Raw genomic sequence first — 17,750 nt, 5'->3', positions numbered from 1 at the left:
AGTGTCGGGTGAGCATCTGACGGAAGAGAGTGTGCAATCAGCTCATATTCAGGATGGAGCTATCCAAGCAGGTCATATCCAAACGGACAGCATCTACGGAGATCACATTCAGAGTGGTGCGGTTCAAGGAGACCACATCCAAGAGCAGAGTATCCGTGCGGATCACATTCAAGAACAGAGCATTCGCGCGTCACATCTGGAAGTGGGAAGTGTAACAACGGAGGCTTTGGAGAGCGGAGCCGTGACGTTGGATAAACTTGCTGAGGGCAGTGTAGATGGCAGCAAATTGACGCCAGGAGCAGTGTCGGGTGAGCATCTGACGGAAGAGAGTGTGCAATCAGCTCATATTCAGGATGGAGCTATCCAAGCAGGTCATATCCAAACGGACAGCATCTACGGAGATCACATTCAGAGTGGTGCGATTCAAGGAGACCACATCCAAGCACAAAGCATTAACGCAGGACACATTCAGAGCGGAGCCGTTCAAGGAAATCACATCCAAGCGCAAAGCATCAACGCAGCTCACATTCAAGACGGAGCTATCACGGTAGATAAACTTGCGGGTGGTGCCATTGACGGAAGTAAGCTCCGTGAGCAGAGCATCACATCCCATCATTTAAATGTAGGGATTGTGAATACTGCACATTTAAGCGAGGATATTTGGACTGCGATTCGTCAGGTAAGTGGAGAGACGCTAGAGCAGTTTGAAGCCACCAAACGGCAGGAAGCTCCTGCAATTGTAGAAGAACATCACCTGAATCAACCCAACTTGCTCAATCAACCCGACCACTCAGAACATCTGCATCTTGTTAACCAGCTCAATGTACTGAATGAGTCGGATCAACAAACACAATTTACGTTAGTCGATCAACAACAGCAACTTACGCGATTGGAAGAACAAACCGTCGCACATGCCGAGGCGATCCAATTACTTCAGACATCTGTCCAGGAGTGGAAAGAACAGCCTGTTACAGAATCAAAGACTGATATATCGACAGGCGAATGGATTCAGACAGAAGGAGAACTTTCCGGTGTAACCGAGACGGATAGCGGCAATCATACGTTCCAGCTCAATGAACAGTCTGTCCAACAAGCGCATTTGTGTGACAACATCGTGGGTAGCGAACAGTTACAGGCAGGAGCGGTTCAGCCTCAACATCTATCCTTCCAACCTGTACGTAGTGTTAGCCGCCAACTGGTTGTGCAACAATTCGGTATGGAGGCATTTATCCTGCCAGAGAATGAAGAATGTGTAGAGGTGACGGTTGCATTCGAAGAGTCATTTGCATCAGAGCATTACGTTATTGTTGCGATGAGCAATGACCGTGGGTTCCAGGTATCCCTGCTGTCTCAGAGCGAGGATGAGGCGGTGCTGGAGGTATCACGTGCGGTAGGCTGCAAGCATACGTATGGTTTGTTATCATGGATCGCTGCTGGACCTTCTGTATAAGAGGTTGTTCATAACGCCCGCTGTTGAACACGTACTATATATATTTCTACATGTTAACAAGCAAAAGCGGTTCCCGGATTTGTCCAGGACACCGCTTTTGTTGATTATTAGGGTTGATCCGTTCGGACAGTGAGGGGTGTCAGAACGATAATTAGGAGACAAAGTTATAGTTTAATGAGTTCCATAGAAGTGAATCATCGATTAGCCTTTTTGCAGTAAAACAGATCATTATAGTCCTACAGCTTGATATGCTTTGGTAATCGCTGTTGCCTCAGCGGAATTAGCACCGTACAGATCTTTGGCTGCTTGAATGGTTGCTGTTTTGGCAGCGGCAAACTTGGACGTTGGAGTCAAATAATTCACAAGTGTGCTGTAGAAAATTTTTACAGCTTTGTCACGTCCGATCCCAGTTACTGTTACACCATTATGTGTACCGCCTTGCGCTGCGAGATAATAAGCTTTATTGATAATTCCACTATTAATATGAACACCACCATTATCCTGTGAACCGATGTAACGATCGCTGTACTTATCAGGTTGTCCATACAAGGTAGGATTGGAGAGGGAACGCAAAGCATCACCCGGAATGTTAGGAGTATAGATGGCATCACCAAGCAACCAGTTTTTACTTTCAATGGTGTTCCCCATGATATCAGCGAAAGCTTCATTTAATGCACCAGGTTCATTACGGTATTCGAGATTAGCTGTGTATTCAATGACACCGTGAGTCAATTCATGACCTACCACATCGAGATCACCAGATAGGGAAGTGAAGGTTGTACCGTCCCCATCACCAAAGACAATTTGCACACCGTTCCAGAACGCATTGTTATAGTTGGAACCATAATGCACGGTAGATCTGATCTGCAATCCATTGCCATCGAGTCCATTACGATTGAATTTATTTTTATAGAAATCATAGGTGGCAGCAGCATAGGCATGCGCATCAACTGCCGCGCGGTCTGTCCAGATATTGTCTGAATCTGTGAGCAAAGTACCCGGTAGAGAGGAACGATTGTTGGCTGTATACGTCTGAATGCCTTTTCCACGCGTGGTATCTTTTAATTGATACGTACTTCCCGATTGCGTTGTGGTAAGGGTCTTCGTATCACCAAGGACGCCTGTACCTGTACCAGTGGCGAAGTTAATGAGGTCAAACTGCGATACGATGCTGCCATCAACGGCATTAATGAAGTATTTTGTCCGCAGCGGGGCGGGTTCAAGCACATTGACTTCGGTAATATACACGAGATAGGTTTGCCCATCCTCTTCATGGTGATAGATGTTCAATTCAGCTTGAGGGTCTTTTTGTGCTTCGCCCAGCTCTCCAATACGGGAAGTGGCTTCTTCAGAGGCAATACGGATCGCATCCTCAGCACTAATTTCTGCTACACCATCGTTCGGGATAGATTGTTCTTCAACTGGAGGAAGATCACCAAGCGCGGAGGAAACGGCTCCTGTTTTGTCTAGATGAATCGTCTGCTCTGCACCGTAGACAGGAATGCCCTTAATGTATTGTTTCAAACGGAAGTGTCTTATGCCCGAAGTGTCGGTGGTTCTTTTAATAATTTTGAGCTGGGACGTTACATCCGAATTCAGGAATTGTTCTTGTTGCCCAAGGAAATTGAAGATGGTTTCGTCGGAGCCGCTGTTCAAAGGAATCCCCTCCTCAGATACGTATGGCGCTTGCAATGGAATGGATTGATCTGACAACGGAGCTGCTCCTGCAGAAGATACGGAAGCGAGCAAAAGTGCTCCTCCAAGAATTGTTGGCATAACTTTGGCAAATTTCATAGTAAACTCTCCATTCATTCAATTTTGGTGGGAATCATATCATGCCATTCTTGGGTGGAGTTCCGACTGCGACGTGGGCAGCGCGGAGCGTGGGGCTAATCCTGAAGCGCGGAATGTTACACAGACGGTTATAAGTCAATCGTTCGGACAGCTTGTCTCATACCAGATTGGCAAGGTCACTGTTTCCGATCCGGTCGCTTGTTCCATATCGTCTATTACCTTTCCTCTTTCGGATGCCAAGGGGTATTGTCAACTTGCGAAGCAGAAGAAGTCTTACGGAGCCGGGGTGTTCGTACCAGGTTCGCGTAACCGGGAAGTAGCAGGTATATCGTGAACGGCATCCCTCCTCTCAAGTGATGTAAAGCAATGAAAGAAACGAATGACAGAATTGTCCTAAGGTTAATTAAAAGTAAAACATATTGGGATCGTTTGTTCTGTATAAGGATTATTTTGTAAGTTGAAGGCTTGAACGTATAGTATCACAATGTAAAAGTTTGGAAAAGAAGAAATTTTAGATTTTGCCCAAAATTATGTCTAAAGTAGGGGATAAGCAACCTTTTACCGATATTTTGACGGAATTTGTCTGGAAGGAGCGGAGGGAAAGCGGATTTTGCTGGGAGAAGCGCCCGCCAATCAAGGACAAACGCCGTTTCCACTTCTCCACGAATACATAGAATAACGTGTACTCCCTTGCATGCTGATGATTTTCACTGGGAGGTGATGTGGTTGCAAAATCGCCGTAGTATCGCTCGGACGGGTACCAAACCAAGTTCCAAACGAAGTAGGTCACATCAACAAAAACAGCGATTGAAATCGATGCGTAAAAAAGGTACAAAGACCTATAGGTATGTCATTCCAGCTATGGAGCAATCAGAGCATAGCCCTTTGCTTTCGGTAATTATTCCAGCAATGAACGAAGAGAAAACAATAGGTAAGGTGGTTCGTTTGGCTCGCCGTGTATGCCGGGATTCGGAAGTGATTGTAGTGGTCAATGGCTCTACAGACGGTACAGCAAGAGTTGCAAGAGCGGCAGGTGCTCGTGTAATCCATTATACAAAGGCTCTAGGTCATGACGGCGGTCGTCAAGCGGGCGCGACGGTGGCTCGTGGCAACATATTATTATTCACCGATGCAGACATTCCGATCTCTCCAGAGCACTTAGCGCCTTATGTGCGAGCGATTATGGATGGAACAGACGTTGCCCTGAACGACTATAACGGCCCGATTACACGAATCCCTATACATCCGGTAGTAGAAGCCAAACATGTTTTGAACAGTATGTTAACGAGACCGGATCTGGAAGGAGCCTCGATGACAGCCATTCCACATGCGATAAGTCGTAAGGCTCTGGAGGTTATAGGTGCTGAAAGTCTAGAGATTCCTCCACTGGCACATGTCAAAGCAGTGGTCGGTGGGTTGCAGGTGCGCGCAGTGCACCATGTGCCTGTAGGCAGAATGAATGCAGTTCGGTCACGCAAACGAAGAGGTGCCGATCTATTAAGCCAAGTGATCTTAACGGATCATCTAACGGCGATCAAATGGATGACAGATACCCTTGGTTCCCGTGGAGGACATTCCGATCTGGAGCGGGTACGTAGCCTAGCGAGGTGAGCATGTTGTAATCATTCACGGACGGTTTCCAGGCGGCGCGCGATAGAGCATAAGGTGGATTCACATTGATCCTTGCTGGACGGCGGAACGGAGAATACCCTTGCTCTAAGTTATCGTATTCGGAAACTTGTAGGATGAATGCTGCAATATGCTGGAGGTGACAAAATGAGAGCCCGTATCGTTGGCGTTCGCCATCAGCGAACACGAAAGAGAGGTATGCGAGGAAGACGAGGGCAAGTGTTGAAGAAACAAATCATGAAGCTGGAAACGAATCGAGCAGTGTTCCAGCAGTCATGGAAATATGGTGAAGAAGCGGGGCGGCATAGCTCGGGTGATATCGATTCCATGGAGCAACAGGCACATCTTGCTTGGCACAAATGCTGGCCTGTTATATCTGAGCAGTTGGGTAATTACGAGGATGTAATGCAGGCAGGGAAGGCATTTATGCAGGGCTATGCCCATTCGTCTGGACGCTCATTGAATATCGTTCCTATGCATCTTCACCGTAGTGCGGCTGCTGTAGTCAGTGCCTGTAACGAAGAGGCCACGTTGGCTCAAGTCATTGTCCAACTGAAACGACTTCCCCTGACAGAGATCGTTGTTATATTAAACGGAACAACCGATCATAGCCTGGAACGGGTGCTTGCTCATTCAAGAGTGACCCTTGTCTATGAGCCGAATCGCGCAGGTCATGATGTTGGCCGTGCACTAGGTGCTAAGGTAACGACAGCAGAATCCGTTTTGTTTGTCGATGGAGATATGGTCATCGCGGCAGAGCAACTGGTACCTTTTCTGTATGCGGTTGATCGCGGAGACGATGTGGCGCTTAACGATCTGTCCTCCTTATTGCCTGCATTTGCACGACAAGATGAGGTTACTCGAATGAAGGCATACCTCAATCGGACACTGGGGAGAGCTGATCTTCAATCGAATTCTCTAACGGCTGTGCCCCATGCATTATCTCGGCGTATGATCCAGGCAGTAAATCCAGAGTCTCTTGTTGTTCCACCTAAAGCACAGGCTCTCGCCATTCAACATGGATTAAGAGTAACGGCACCTAGTCAGGTTGACGTCATTCGATCTAATCGTCTTCGTTCCACCAATGTAGGTAGCGGCAATCCAGTGGCTAAGCTCATTATTGGAGATCATCTTGAAGCGATAGCCGAGTGGCTGAACTTGGCGGGGCAAGAGGTGCTAGCACCTACGTTATCCCGAAGCGAAGTGGCTTACAGGAGGAACACCTGATGACATGTACGAGTATTATAATTCCAACCTATAACGGATTAGATTTATTGCAATCCTGCATTGCGTCGATCCGTCAATATACAGGTGCTCATACCCCTTACGAGATTGTTGTTGTGGATAATGGTTCAACGGATGGCACGGCTGCTTATTGTGCCAAGGAACATCTAAGATTTGTCCGGTTGCCTGAAAATCGTGGATTTCCTGCTGCCTGCAATGCAGGGCTGCGTGTAGCTATCGGAGATGAGCTTCTCCTCTTGAATAATGACGTTACGGTGACCTCCTGCTGGCTCGAAAATTTACGAACTGCCCTCTATAGTGATGAGCAGGTTGGAATTACAGGCCCTGTCACTAATTACGCCAGCGGCATTCAGCAGGTCAAGGTGGATTTTCACAGCATAGAGCATTTTCAGGAGCTGGCGAGAGCCAACAATGTAACTGATCCACAGAAGTGGATAGAGGTTAAACGGATCGTTGGGTTATGTATGCTTATTCGGAGACGAGTACTCGATTCGATTGGCTTACTTGACGAGGCGTATTCGCCGGGACATTATGAGGATGATGATTATTGTTATCGCGCCCGGATGAAGGGCTTTCGCTTGCGGGTATGCGGTGATGTTCTAGTTCATCATCAAGGTAGTGCAAGTTTTCTGAAGACGGATTCGGATACATGGAAACAGCTACTAGAGCGTAATCGCTCGATTTTCATTAACAAATGGCAGGTCGATCCTCTTGATTATATTGAGACATCCGATGAAGGAGGCAACGTGAAATGAAAGGTGTTATTCTTGCTGGCGGAACAGGAACAAGATTGTACCCTCTGACGCGGCTGATCAATAAGCATCTGCTTCCAGTCGGTAAACATCCGATGATTGTGTATGGAATCGACAGGCTCCGTCAGGCGGGGATTGAAGATATTTTGATCGTGATGGGTAAGCAGTCGGCCGGTCTATATACCGATTTCTTGGGTGGCGGGGCAGAGCTGGGTGTTCGTTTGACTTATCGTATCCAAGAGAAAGCAGGGGGCATTGCAGAGGCTTTGGACTTGGCGAGATCTTTTATTTTACCGGGAGAACGATTTGTTGTGCTGTTGGGTGACAATCTGTTCAGTGATGATCTGAAACCGTATGTTGATCGATATGTACAACAACCTGAAGGAACAGCCCGTGTGTTGCTGAAGAAAGTGGATGACGCCAGACGATATGGCGTACCGGAATTTGATCCTCAGCACCCAGAGCGTATTACGCATATTGAAGAAAAACCGAGTCATCCAAAGACATCCTACTGTGTCACTGGAATTTATATGTACGATGATCATGTGTTCAACCTCATTGGTAACATTGCGCCTTCAGCGCGTGGTGAGCTTGAAATCACTGATGTGAATAATCATTATGCTGCCGCAGGTGGGCTTGAGTACGACATTTTGCAAAAATATTGGAGCGATGCGGGTACGTTTGAATCCCTACAGGAAGCGTCGGTTCGAATGAAAGGTCAACTGCCATAAAATGATTGTTCTGATGCTGCTGTGCGGTGCCCTATGGGAGAGCAGATGATCCTGCGCCGGAGCTTTGCGCAGTGGCACTCCTAACGAAGATCAGGGGAGGAAATGCCGTGAAAGTAGCCAAACGCAACAGTCTTGCTGGAGCCTGGGTAACCGGCAAGTCCAGGGGTACCCATCCGGCAGCATTTCAGGGTCAAGGACATCGAATAGGCACAGGAAATAGGATATCTACTCGCCCACGTGTGGGGATGAGCAACGCTACGGAGCGAACGACAGCCAACCGAGCAGGGGAGACGCTGGTCCATGCGCAAGCAGGTGCTTCTCTCCACCAGGGTGAACCTCGCGAACAGGGTTCGAGTGGAGAAGTCGTGGTAAGGAGCAGAGCCGTAAAGAAGCCCAAGCGCAAGGCTGGCGCGAGCGCTCGTGCTGGTGCCCCGACCAAAGTGCGGGGCACCAGCTCTGCGCTGCCAGGTCGCAGACGGGCTGCGCGCAAGCCCGCAGGCGGGCGAGCTGCTGCACGCTCGCGCCCTGGCTCACGGGCAAGCGCAGGGCGCAAGCCCGGAGCAGCGCCAAGCGGGCGAGCCATCGCCGCCCGCAGCACCCAGCGCACGGCTTCGCGCCGTGCGCCCACGCCAGCACCGCAGGCCAGCACGCCATGGGCGTTGCCTGCCAGCGGTGCTGCCGCGGGGCGGGAAGGCGCTGCCCCAGGTATGGGCAGCGCACAGGGCTTGCCGCCAGCGCAGCACGCAGTGCAGGCGGCGGCCGTGCCCGGCGGCTATGCCGAGGGCTACCGCGACGGTGTGTTCGCGGGCGGGGAGGCGCTGGTGGCGCAGCACATCCCGCCGGATCATATTCTGCCTGCCGTTGCGGCGGCAGATCTGATCGCGGCGGGATTCCGCCAATATGCGCCCAGTCTAGCAAGGCTGTCCAGCCCTCATGAGGTGGCTGAACAGCTTGTGGGCGCATTGGATGCCCAGCGCCCGCTTTCCGTCGTTCGCCTAGGCGATGGCGAACTGTTGGCCCTGGCAGCCGATACGGTGCTGCCAGGCGAGGAGGTGCAGGAACTGGCACCGTTTCTGCCATATGCAGGGGTGGCGCGTTCTACACCTGAGATTCGGGCTTCGCTCGCCGAAGCCATTCAAGGTGCAGATTGTGTCGGAGTTCCGATCTCGCGGGCGCCGACATTCCAAGGGTTACTTTTTCCTGTCTTACAGCACTTTGGGATCGATTGGTCACGTCTGAAGCTGACCAGCTCCACCATCAATTACGGATTGCATCAGTCAGGTCTATTGCTGCCTATTCTACATGGGCGACGTGTACTGTTAATCGGCAGCAAGGCTCATGAGCTAGGGGTACTGCTTCAAACTCATGGGGTACATGTTGCGGGGGTTATCGGTTCTGTCGCGGGATATTCAGATATTCCGAGAGTGATGCAGCAGACAGCAGAGGTCGCTTTTGACATTGCGCTCGTTGCAGCCGGGATTCCGGCCGTTATATTGTGTCGCCGAATTGCAGGAGAACTTGGCAAGGTTGCATTGGATTTTGGACATTTAGCAGACAAATTGGTTACGGGAGAGCTTCATCTCTAATGAATGCCGAGGGCAGCGCTTGATTGACTGCACTCGGCTCTCATTGAAGAGAAATGGAGGGGAAAGTATGAGGAGCAATAGTCATACATCTAGCGGTTCAGGGAAAAGTGCTGTCGGAATGACTGCAGCTACACGCAGTCTGGAATCGAAACGTGTTACTCTACACTCGGTAAACAAACGTGTAAGGCAAAAGTCTAAGCGCAGAGGTACCGGGCGACGAGCCGCCCAAGGTGCGAAATTATATAAGCAGGGTTATCGCAGAGGTTACGATCAAGGAGTAGCGCAGGGGCAGAGCTCGTTCGGTCTAGTTTTTGAAGGAGTAAGCATCATTATCCCTACTTACAATCAACGTGATTATGTACTGAAATGTATTGCGAGCATTGAAAAACATACACCAGCTCCCTATGAGATTATCGTCGTAGATAATGATTCCAAAGACGGTACAGCACAAGCCTTGCTTCGCATTGGTGGTGTAGTTAGAGTTGCTGCATTGGATGTGAACCGTGGATTTGCTGGCGGGGTAAACTATGGCTTGATGATGGCACGAGGAAGACATATCGTAGTGCTGAACAATGATACCTTGGTCACACCTGGCTGGCTCGATAACATGATGACATGTCTGGAGAGTGATCCGAAGATTGGAGTGGTTGGGCCAGTAACGAACTACATTGGCGGTGATCAGCAGATCGAGGTTCCTTATCGTGAAGTGGAGGATATGTGGTCATTTGCGAGCAAACATAATCGGCCGGATGCGAATAAGCATCGGTTAACAGATCGATTGGTTGGGTTCTGCTGGCTGTTCACGCGGGAGGTATGGGAGCGTGTCGGTTATCTGGATGAAGGCTATGCCGTTGGCAACTTCGAGGACGATGATTGGATCATCCGTGTGAAGCTGGCGGGATATGAACTTGCGGTAGCTGGGGATGCATTCATCCATCATTTCGGAAGTGTGAGCATGAAGGCGTTAGGTGAGCAGGATTACGTGGTCGTAAATCAAGACAACGAGCATTTTTTCTCGAAGAAATGGGGAGATCCTCATACGCTTGTTGCAGAAACAAACAAACTTGCGCTTCGTGAAATGCTTCCAGCCGGCTCGCAGAATAAGAAGCAAATGGATTCAAGACAGCGTATATCCACTCAGGGAAGCGCTGACCCTGCATTATCATTTAGACGTAGCAGCGTATTCTATCCAGAGGGTTCGTTCATATCGGATGCCAAAGGAGAGGTCTACACCTTAGTTGGTGGACAGCGCCGCAAATTAAATATCCCTGTCCCACGCGGTATTTCTCCCGTTCAGATTGCTAAACCTGAACTGCTCAGCATTCCTTCGGTAGAGGCAGTTGAATCAATAAACGAAATACAGGCGTGGCCGCTGGAAGCTCATCAGCTGCGGAGCTCATCTATGGAGGGCTCAGGAAATCTTTGGCCGAATGGAACGATTGTTGCAGCAGCAGATGCACCTGAGACCTGTTACCAGATTAGCGGTGGCAAACGTAGAAGGTTTGTAACGACCTATGCATTCGAGCGTTGGGGTATACATTCTGCACATATTGTGCACGTGCCTGCAGAACAATTACGCTTGATGGAAGAAGGCTGGCCGATTATTGCCCCGCCGCAGCTCTTGAACGAAGACTTATAATGATTCGAGTAGCGATTGTGGGTTGTTGGTTCGCTTGATGTGGGGTGAAGTGCTGTGCGCACGGCTATCGAATTACGCCGCCTTCATTCCACATTCAATGATTACATACAGTAACTAGTTACGATGAAGACGGCTTACTGCAGCTAGCTGGAAAAGTGCATTCTTGTATGAACAGGCTAATCCGTAATGACGGGTTAGTCCTTTTTTTATGCTTGTTTTCGTATGGTTACTACGCTCAACAGACGGTTCAAATGTATGCAGGCCTGTGATCTAATCCCCCCCGTATGAATCAGAATATGTCCTGTTCCCGAGAAGTGGGTGAAGCCGAATTATATATGCGAGTAAGGTAGCTCTTCTTTTGCAAAAGAGCCAAAAATTAAATTTTTAAATTTAATCTTTCTATCCGGTTATAGGTTTATTCTATTAGCATATGGATTGACGCCTGATAGGCGCGGGAGTACATTTATAGCCATAATTCTTATTTAACAGATAGGAATTGATGGTCTGGGGTAGTGACCCCTGATCATAACTTTGAATCCAATCAGGAGGTATGTCGATGTCTTCTTCACCAAAAAAAGTCGTGCTCTGGAGCAAAACAGGTTGTCATTTCTGCGGGGAGGTTAAGGCATTTTTGACCGAGCAGAATCAGCCTTTTGAGAACATTGAAGTACAAGGCAATGACGTATTGAGAGATGTGTTGGAAGCCAAGTATGGCATCCGCCATGTACCTGTTATTGAGGTAGGCAGAGATGGAAAGTATGAAGCCTTGCTAGAGGCGGATTTGGAAAAACTGGCAGAGCTTCTTGAACGCCAGGACGAAGCGGCAGCCGTTTAAGTTGATCGTAATAGATCCTTTTGTAAAAGCAAATTTTCTCGGCTGCGATGGGCTGTCATCACGGCGTAGAGTAGTCGGGAGAGTTAATTTTGATCTATACATGGCTAAGGTAAAGTGTTCCTTTGGGCTATCCAATGCACATATAGAAAAGTTCTATAAGAAACACAGTTGACCCATTAGCAGGGCAGTGATAAGATTTGTGAAATTAAAACAAACCAAACTCATAGGAATAGTTAACTTTTATTTTTTTCTCATACGGATGAATAGTCGGAAAGCCTGAGAGAACAGCGTTTGGGACGGTTGCTCTGCGAACGTGGGTCATTATCAATAACTTCTAGATTAACGAATATTAGTGGTTATCCCATCATTTAATCAGAGAGAGGCGGAAGCGGATATGACGGCAAAACGTAGTTTGAAGTTTGGAGCGATTGTACACGGGGTTGGAGGTAGCATGACCACTTGGAGACATCCAGATGTGCAGGCGGATGCAAGTGTGAGCTTTGATTTTTATAAACGCCAAACACTAAAAGCAGAAGAAGGCAAGTTCGATCTGGTATTCATTGCAGACGGTCTATACATTACAGAGAAATCTATTCCCCATTTTCTAAATCGATTTGAGCCAATCAGCATTCTGTCTGCGTTAGCTGCAATTACGTCCAAAATTGGTCTAGTTGGAACCCTATCGACGTCATATAGTGATCCTTTCACGGTCGCTAGACAGTTCGGTTCACTTGATCTCATCAGTGATGGTCGTGCTGGATGGAATGTTGTAACTTCCCCGCTAGAAGGCTCGGCCAAAAACTATAGTAAAAGCAATCATCCAACCCATCCCGAGCGTTACCGGATTGCTACAGAGTATTTGCAGGTGACTAAAGGGCTGTGGGATTCATGGGAAGATGATGCATTTGTAAGGGATAAAGAAAGTGGCGTATTCTTCGACTCATCCAAGCTGCATACGCTCAATCATGAGGGCGAGTTCTTCTCCGTTCAAGGTCCACTCAATATTGCCCGTTCACGTCAAGGTCAGCCTGTCATTTTCCAAGCAGGTTCTTCCGAAGATGGCAAGACACTAGCCGCACAAGAGGCGGATGCAGTCTTCACTGGGCATGATACGATTGAAGAGGCTCAAGCATTCTATAAGGATGTCAAAACTCGTGCTGCTTCTTATGGTCGTAAACCAGAAGATATCGTGATCCTTCCGGGAATTAATCCTATTGTGGGACGTACTGAGGAAGAAGCGGAGCGTAAATATGAGGAAATTGCAAATCTAGTTACGATTGAGAAAGCACTTGATTACTTAGGTCGTTTCTTCGAGCATCATGACTTCTCCCAATATCCACTCGACGAACCATTCCCCGAGTTGCATGGCATTGGAAGCAACAGTTTCCGCAGTGGCACAGATAAAATGAAGCAGAATGCCAAAGAGCATGGCCTTACCTTGCGCGAAGTAGCTCTTCGAGCAGCGACACCTAAAAGTAAGTTTATTGGAACACCTGAACAGGTGGCAGACAAAGTTCAAGAATGGTTCGAAGCCGAAGCGGCAGATGGATTTATTATCGCTTCTGAGCTACCAAGCGGACTGTCTGATTTCGTAGAACTCGTTGTTCCAATTCTGCAAGAGCGTGGACTCTACCGTACTGAATATGAGCATGATACATTGCGCGGCAATTTGGGCGTGCAGATTCCAGCTAATCGGTACACTGTAGCCCGCCAACAAGCCGAACCACAACCTAATTAGAGTAATGATATTGATTTCTTAACGGCTTAAAACCAAGTTATCTTATAGGTTATATTGATTAATGATTCAATGACACCTGTATACACAGAGGGGGAAGCGATATGAGCAGGTCTATTCGATGGATGAAATATATGGCTTTGGCAGCAGCACTAATACTGGTATTATCCGGATGCGGAGCTGGCAGCACATCAGACGGAGCTGCTCAAGCTTCGGGTGGCGAGCAGTCTGCACCAGCAGAAGGCGGCAATCTGACGTATGCACTGGCTACATCTCCTGATACGCTTGATCCTCATCGAAGCGGGTTAGCGGTAACGGTACGTGCAATTCGGACGATCTATGACAACCTGGTGGTTCAACTGCCAGATGGCTCCATTAAGCCTTGGTTAGCCAAAGAGTGGAGCGTATCGGACGACGGCACAAGTTACACGTTCAAGCTACGGGATGACGTGAAATTCCATGACGGCACGCCGTTTAATGCGGAAGCGGTCAAGTATAATTTGGATCGCGTTATCGATCCAGCTACCAAAGCTGCCAATTCTCTAGCTCTCATTAGACCGTATAGCTCCTCCGAGGTCATTGATGAATACACAATTAAAGTTAATTTGGCACAGCCATCACAGGCATTCCTTGGTAACCTAAGTCAAGCATTGCTCGGCATTGTGTCTCCAACTGCTGCGAAGAAATATGGAGATCAATTGGGGAAAAACCCAGTAGGTACCGGGCCGTACACGTTTGTAAAATGGGATGAAAATGCGGATATCGTTGTTGCCAAAAATAAAGATTATGCATGGGCACCTGAGACCGTAGAAAATCAGGTTGCACCTCACCTGGATACAATCACATTCAAAATTGTACCTGAAGAAGCGACGCGCATCGGAAGTGTACAAAGTGGTCAGGTGCTCGCGGCCGAGACGGTTCCACCGCAAAATATTGCGGCACTGAAGGGTGATCCGAATCAACAGCTGTTGCAGGCGAATACCGTGGGACTGCCTTACACCCTCTTTTTCAATCTACGCAAAGCACCTTGGGATAATGTGAAAGTTCGTCAGGCCGTTCAATCTGCCGTGGATGTGGAGACCATTGTCAAAACGCTGTACCTAGGTAACTACGAACGTGCTTGGTCTGCGCTATCTCCAGGAATTTTGGGATACGATGCTTCGTTAGAAGGTAGCATTAATCCGGATATCAACAAGGCGAATCAATTGCTGGATGAAGAGGGATGGGTTAAAGTAACGGACGGGATCCGTGCTAAGGATGGGAAGAAGCTGACACTTCGTTATGTGGATGGTTCGCCTAACCGGGAAAAACGCAATGATATTGCGGCTATTATTCAACAACAGTTGAAACAGGTGGGCATTGCGGTTGAGGTTGAGATTACGAAAGATATTGCCACTGTCATATATCAGAACTGGGATTATGATCTATACGGTAATAGTCAGGTGAATTCCGATCCTAATGCCTTGTATGCCTTCTATCATACGAGTGCGGAAGGGGAGCGTCCAACGTTGTCTGGCCTGTCTGACCCTGAAATTGACAAACTGCTGGAGCAAGGAGCGGTTGAGACCGATCCGGACAAACGGGTGGAAATCTACCATCAGGTTCAGCAATATTTGATTGATCAGGCAGTCATTTTGCCAATCTACGTCTTCCCTTATACTGTCGCTGCATCCAAGACGGTTCAAGGTGTGAAGTTTGATGCACTGGGATACCCTTTGTTCAATGATGTAACCATTCAGCCATAACATGCAGCATGTTACGTATTCAGGAAGGAGACGACCCGGTATGGTTCAAACGGTACTGACACGGCTAGCAACATCACTTTTCGTTATTTTCGGAGCTTCGGTGCTGGTGTACTGCATCATGTATCTTCTGCCGGGTGATCCGGTTCTGCTGATGTTAGATCCATCCTCTGCTACACCGGAAATGATCCAGAACTTGCGGGTTCAGCTAGGTCTGGATCAGCCGTTCTACGTCCAGTTCGCACATTATTTTGGAGATATGCTCCGTGGGGATTTTGGTAAATCGATGATCAATTCCGACCCGGTGCTGCCTAAAATTTTGGAGCATTTCCCTGCAACACTGGCTCTGACGGCGCTTAGTTCTCTAATCGCAATCACAATTGGCATTACTCTAGGTGTGTTGTCAGCGATTCATCGTAATGGAGTGATTGACTTTGTTGCTCGCCTTGTAGGATTATTCGGGATTTCAATGCCTACCTTCTGGACGGGAATTCTGCTCATTCTTTTGTTCTCCGTGCAGCTTGGTTGGTTTCCGGCGATGGGTTCAGATGGATTCAGTTCACTGGTGCTGCCAGCAGCAACACTAGGTTTAGTAGGTGCAGGATTTATCGTGCGAATGGTACGTAACAGCATGCTGGAAGTGATCAATGAGCCGTTTATCGTGGCATTGCGAGCCAAGGGGCTCTCAGAACGAGTCATTATGTATGGTCATGCACTACGAAATGCATTGATCCCGGCCGTAACGGTTATCGGTATGCTTATTGGTGATCTACTCGCAGGTACAGTTGTCGTTGAGACGGTCTTCTCCAGACAAGGAATTGGTCGAATTATTGCAGATGCCCTTATGTCTAAAGACTTGCCCGTGGTGCAAGGTGTCGTATTCTTTACAGCGATCATCTATGTCGTGTTGAACTTGCTCGTGGACATATCATATGCGTACATTGATCCAAGAGTAAGACGTACAGTGCGAGCTTAATCGGAAGGAGGAGTCTTCATGAGCATGAAACCATTGGTTGGTGACAAAGAGGCATGGTTGGGGCGTAGGGGACGCATTCGCTTATGGAATCGCCAGTCATGGCAGCCACGCTTCTCGCTCGCCATCTCGCGATCATTCTTCTATGCTGCACTACTGATTGTGGTATTTACGATTGCTTGTGCCATTGTACCGGGCTGGATTGCACCTTATTCGCCAACGGAGATGTTGACCGATGCCATCCTCCAGGCTCCCTCTATAGCTCACTTGTTCGGAACGGATTATTTTGGCAGAGATATCTTTAGTGTGGTTGTGTATGGTAGCCGAGATTCGTTGCTGATTGGTTTCGCTTCTGTTCTCGTAGGCGGTCTTGTAGGTAGCGCGCTCGGGATTATATCCGGTTATATCGGCGGTATTGTAGATTCAATCCTCATGCGTGCAGTGGATATATTAATGGCTGTACCTGGTGTGCTGCTTGCTTTGTCTGTGGCAGCCGCTCTGGGGCCAGGACTGCTTAACATTGCTTTGGCGGTTGCGGTAGCCTCTATTCCGGGGTATGCACGGGTTATGCGTGGGCAGGTCATGTCGGTCAAAGGACTTCCTTTTATCACCGCAACACGCTCACTTGGTGGTTCCAATACACGTATTTTCTGGCGTCATGTGCTTCCGCATTCCTTATCACCGTTGTTGGTTATGGCAACGCTTGGGGTGGGAACGTCCATTTTGACCGGATCTGGGCTTAGCTTTCTAGGCCTCGGGGTATTGAAGGAAATCCCTGATTGGGGAGCGTTACTCTCCCAAGGTCGAGGTTATTTGACAGTGGCTTGGTGGATCTGTACTTTCCCAGGGCTGGCTATTACGTTGTTTGTATTGGCGGTTAATCTAATTGGAGACGATATTCGTGATCGACTTGATCCCAAAGTGAATGGGGCGGCGTAGACACTAACGTTATTCTATCTTTTTGATACCAAAGACTGCAGGAAATTGAAGATGTTTTATATAAGGAGGAATTCATCATGTCACATGTTGTTATTATTGCAGGTTCTCCGTCCAAACGCTCACGTCTGACGGGACTAATTGATTACAGTGTAAGCCAGCTAAGCGAGGCAGGCATTACGGTTGAAGTTATTCATGTGGCAGACCTACCTGCTGAAGATTTGGTGCAGGCTCGATTCGACAGCACATTCATTCGGGATGCTCTAGCGGTAGTTGAAGCGGCAAACGCTGTGGTTGTGGCTACTCCGGTTTACAAGGCTGCATACTCAGGCGTATTGAAGTTGTTCTTGGATCTCATTCCTCAAGAAGGACTACGAGGCAAAGTGTCGCTTCCGTTAGTGATTGGTGGATCTATTGCACATCTGCTTGCGATTGATTATGCGTTGAAGCCTGTACTGACAGCTCTTGGAGGTAGACATATTCTTGGTGGAGTGTACGCAGTCGATCAAGGTATCGAACGGTTGGATGGAGATAAGTATGTATTATCGGCTGAGATTACAACACGTTTGGATCGGTCACTCGAAGAATTAAGATTGACACTGGAAAAGGATGGTATTACGATAGCCTAAAACCAAGTAATTAGATCGGTAAAATAAAATAAATTTTGAAGGTCAACTGATTGGAGCAGAGCGTCAGTGACGTG

General features: G+C 48.2%; 16 protein-coding genes. 14 read left to right on the top strand and 2 right to left on the bottom strand.

All coding sequences use genetic code 11. The annotated features are described in order from the left end of the window. A partial coding sequence (locus MH215_RS26665; protein WP_239294010.1) for a WIAG-tail domain occupies positions 1-1,450 on the top strand: 1,450 nt, incomplete at its 5' end. 228 nt (positions 1,451-1,678) lie between these two features. Here the strand turns inward: MH215_RS26665 and MH215_RS26660 are convergent. Beyond that, the gene (locus MH215_RS26660) at positions 1,679-3,244 is read right to left on the bottom strand and encodes a M4 family metallopeptidase (RefSeq protein WP_239294009.1); all 1,566 of its coding nucleotides are present in this window, start codon (positions 3,242-3,244) and stop codon (positions 1,679-1,681) included. A gap of 73 nt (positions 3,245-3,317) precedes the next feature. On the opposite strand from MH215_RS26660, the gene MH215_RS26655 reads away from it, so the two are divergent. The 5 genes from MH215_RS26655 to MH215_RS26635 all read left to right on the top strand — a co-directional run bounded on the left by MH215_RS26655 (position 3,318) and on the right by MH215_RS26635 (position 7,601). Beyond that, positions 3,318-3,578: a hypothetical protein gene (locus MH215_RS26655; protein ID WP_239294008.1), complete on the top strand. Its 261-nt coding sequence runs from the start codon at positions 3,318-3,320 to the stop codon at positions 3,576-3,578. A 386-nt stretch (positions 3,579-3,964) separates the two neighbouring features. Further along, positions 3,965-4,855, top strand: coding sequence for a glycosyltransferase family 2 protein (locus tag MH215_RS26650; RefSeq protein WP_481857490.1), 891 nt, complete (start codon positions 3,965-3,967; stop codon positions 4,853-4,855). Between the two features lie 165 nt (positions 4,856-5,020). Then, a complete protein-coding gene (locus MH215_RS26645; RefSeq protein WP_239294006.1) occupies positions 5,021-6,100 on the top strand; it encodes a glycosyltransferase family A protein in 1,080 nt (359 codons plus the stop codon). After that, entirely contained in the window at positions 6,100-6,873 is a 774-nt protein-coding gene (locus tag MH215_RS26640; RefSeq protein WP_239294005.1) for a glycosyltransferase family 2 protein, read from the top strand. Before MH215_RS26645 ends, MH215_RS26640 begins: the two co-directional genes overlap by 1 nt. Beyond that, the gene (locus MH215_RS26635) at positions 6,870-7,601 is read left to right on the top strand and encodes a sugar phosphate nucleotidyltransferase (RefSeq protein ID WP_056702532.1); all 732 of its coding nucleotides are present in this window, start codon (positions 6,870-6,872) and stop codon (positions 7,599-7,601) included. Before MH215_RS26640 ends, MH215_RS26635 begins: the two co-directional genes overlap by 4 nt. Positions 7,602-7,791: 190 nt before the next feature. Here the strand turns inward: MH215_RS26635 and MH215_RS26630 are convergent, their stop codons facing one another. Then, positions 7,792-8,208: a hypothetical protein gene (locus MH215_RS26630; RefSeq protein WP_239294004.1), complete on the bottom strand. Its 417-nt coding sequence runs from the start codon at positions 8,206-8,208 to the stop codon at positions 7,792-7,794. Positions 8,209-8,326: 118 nt separating this feature from the next. Here MH215_RS26630 and MH215_RS26625 point away from each other — a divergent pair, with 118 nt between their 5' ends. The 8 genes from MH215_RS26625 (at position 8,327) to ssuE (ending at position 17,676) form a co-directional block, all read left to right on the top strand. Further along, a complete protein-coding gene (locus MH215_RS26625; RefSeq protein ID WP_239294003.1) occupies positions 8,327-9,187 on the top strand; it encodes a GT-D fold domain-containing protein in 861 nt (286 codons plus the stop codon). A gap of 67 nt (positions 9,188-9,254) precedes the next feature. Then, the gene (locus MH215_RS26620; RefSeq protein ID WP_239294002.1) at positions 9,255-10,826 is read left to right on the top strand and encodes a glycosyltransferase family 2 protein; all 1,572 of its coding nucleotides are present in this window, start codon (positions 9,255-9,257) and stop codon (positions 10,824-10,826) included. 556 nt (positions 10,827-11,382) lie between these two features. Next, complete coding sequence (locus MH215_RS26615) at positions 11,383-11,661, top strand: glutaredoxin family protein (protein WP_239294001.1); 279 nt, start codon at positions 11,383-11,385, stop codon at positions 11,659-11,661. 394 nt (positions 11,662-12,055) lie between these two features. Further along, positions 12,056-13,399, top strand: coding sequence for an LLM class flavin-dependent oxidoreductase (locus MH215_RS26610; protein ID WP_239294000.1), 1,344 nt, complete (start codon positions 12,056-12,058; stop codon positions 13,397-13,399). 101 nt (positions 13,400-13,500) lie between these two features. Next, positions 13,501-15,141, top strand: a complete 1,641-nt coding sequence (locus MH215_RS26605) for an ABC transporter substrate-binding protein (RefSeq protein WP_239293999.1) — start codon at positions 13,501-13,503, stop codon at positions 15,139-15,141. Between the two features lie 40 nt (positions 15,142-15,181). Next, positions 15,182-16,114 (top strand): ABC transporter permease, encoded by a 933-nt coding sequence (locus MH215_RS26600; protein ID WP_239293998.1) that lies wholly within the window; start codon positions 15,182-15,184, stop codon positions 16,112-16,114. A gap of 18 nt (positions 16,115-16,132) precedes the next feature. Next, positions 16,133-17,050, top strand: coding sequence for an ABC transporter permease (locus MH215_RS26595; protein WP_239293997.1), 918 nt, complete (start codon positions 16,133-16,135; stop codon positions 17,048-17,050). A gap of 77 nt (positions 17,051-17,127) precedes the next feature. After that, on the top strand, positions 17,128-17,676 hold the full coding sequence (gene ssuE, locus MH215_RS26590) for an NADPH-dependent FMN reductase (protein WP_239293996.1): 549 nt from the start codon (positions 17,128-17,130) through the stop codon (positions 17,674-17,676). The last annotated feature ends 74 nt before the right edge of the window (positions 17,677-17,750 follow it).

The organism is Paenibacillus sp. ACRSA (assembly GCF_022346845.1).
GTDB lineage: Bacteria > Bacillota > Bacilli > Paenibacillales > Paenibacillaceae > Paenibacillus.
Note: the sequence above shows the minus strand (reverse complement) of the source record. Positions and strands in the feature narration are given on the sequence as shown.